General features: G+C 29.8%; 2 protein-coding genes. Both read right to left on the reverse strand.

Features of this window, described 5'->3' with window-relative positions; all coding sequences use genetic code 11:
- Positions 1 to 66: 66 nt before the first annotated feature.
- Positions 67 to 630: a hypothetical protein gene (locus tag CHU92_RS00405; RefSeq protein ID WP_094411489.1), complete on the reverse strand. Its 564-nt coding sequence runs from the start codon at positions 628 to 630 to the stop codon at positions 67 to 69.
- Between the two features lie 45 nt (positions 631 to 675).
- On the reverse strand, positions 676 to 1,550 hold an 875-nt coding region (locus tag CHU92_RS00410), incomplete at its 5' end, for an RHS repeat-associated core domain-containing protein (protein ID WP_129582953.1).

Genomic DNA, 1,550 nt, shown 5'->3' on the forward strand with positions numbered 1-1,550 from the left:
AATAAAAAACCGTCTCAAAATTTAAGTATTGAGACGGCTTCTTTTTGGTTTTGATTATTTAAAATTTTATTTATGTATTTTACCGTGTGCTTCTTTGCCATCTGAACACGTTTTAAGGCATTCTGCTTCAAAATCAAGACTTAATAAAGCTTTATAAATACCCGAAAAATCAACTCCAATATTTAGATTACTTAATGATAATAAGAGTTTTTTTGAAGATATTTTTGAACTTGATAAACGATTAATATCTCTCAATAAGAATAACAAATCATTTCCATTAAAACCTTTCAGCCTATAACTAGTGTAATTATTAATGTTTAATGCTAAAATGTATTCATTACAAGAAGAAGAGTTAATAGAAATTTCTATACTTTCATCTAACAGTTGTACTTTATTTTTACCTAGTTTAAATCTATAAAACAATATGTCAGAATTATAAGTATTTAAGCTATCAACTTCAATGCTAATCAAATTAGGATTATTTAAAACACTTTTATCGTTTTTTTTATTTAACACAATAACTCTTTCCTCAATAAAACGTAACCCAAAGGCATCATTGATATTTGGTTTTTCTTGCGAAAATCCGATAGCATTATAAATCGATAATATTATTAAAAGGTAACTTTTCATTTTATTAAATTTAGATTGTGGTTTACTTGTAACTAAATTTTAAACTTATTTTTTTGTTTGTAAAGCTTTTAGTCTATCATAACTCTCTTGCCAATCCATTGCTGTTTTTGATTGAAAACTATTTCTATTTGATGGGTCTTGACAATTATGAGTTGTAGTATCTTGCATTGCTTGAGAAGGATTTTTTGCATTATTGTATGCGTGACCCATCTCGTGTGCTAATACATTACTAACTGGTTTTATATCTCCAAAATCTAATGTTGTATTTATAAATGCTATGCTTTTAAATGTACCATCTGCATTTGCGGTAAAACCAGTTTTAGTCACAGCACCTCCGAAAGAAGAAGCTTCGCCTGCATTAACTTTAATATCTATATTTTGAACAGTACCACTGCCATCTACAAATGTTAAATTATTAGCTAAATTAAAATTAGTCGGGTCTGTACTCTTAAAGTCGTCTATAGCTGTTTGTATCTTTGCTTCTGTTGCAATACTTTTTTCTAAAGCTTTAGAAACACTACTTGCAGAATTTCTATCAGATTTATATTCTTTATATTCTTCTTTAGTAGCAAAATCTTTTTTCGTTAAATTAGTTTTTCCACCATATTTATCATTCATTCTTTTTTGATTGCCTTCGTGCTGAGCTTGAAGTCGCTCTCGTCTAGCAGTTTCACCATTAATGATTTCCATTCCATTAGGATCAATAAATCTTAACGGATTGTTGGCTACATAAACATACGGAGATATTGGATAATATAGTTCTGCCTTTGGATCTATTTGACCCCATCGACCTATATCTGGCATATATCCTCTTGCTCCATAGTCATACCAATTCAAACCGAGTTCATCTTGGTATTCTTTGGAGTTATAGCGATACTTATAATTCCCTTGCTCATAGGACGGGTTCAGCGATACCACCC

The sequence above is a fragment of the Flavobacterium cyanobacteriorum genome (assembly GCF_002251835.1).
In the GTDB taxonomy this organism is placed as follows: Bacteria; Bacteroidota; Bacteroidia; order Flavobacteriales; family Flavobacteriaceae; genus Flavobacterium; species Flavobacterium cyanobacteriorum.

Coding starts and splice junctions, on each gene's coding strand:
- CHU92_RS00405 (WP_094411489.1), bottom strand. CDS start 630: ATGAAAAGTTACCTTTTAATAATATTATCGATTTATAATGCTATCGGA.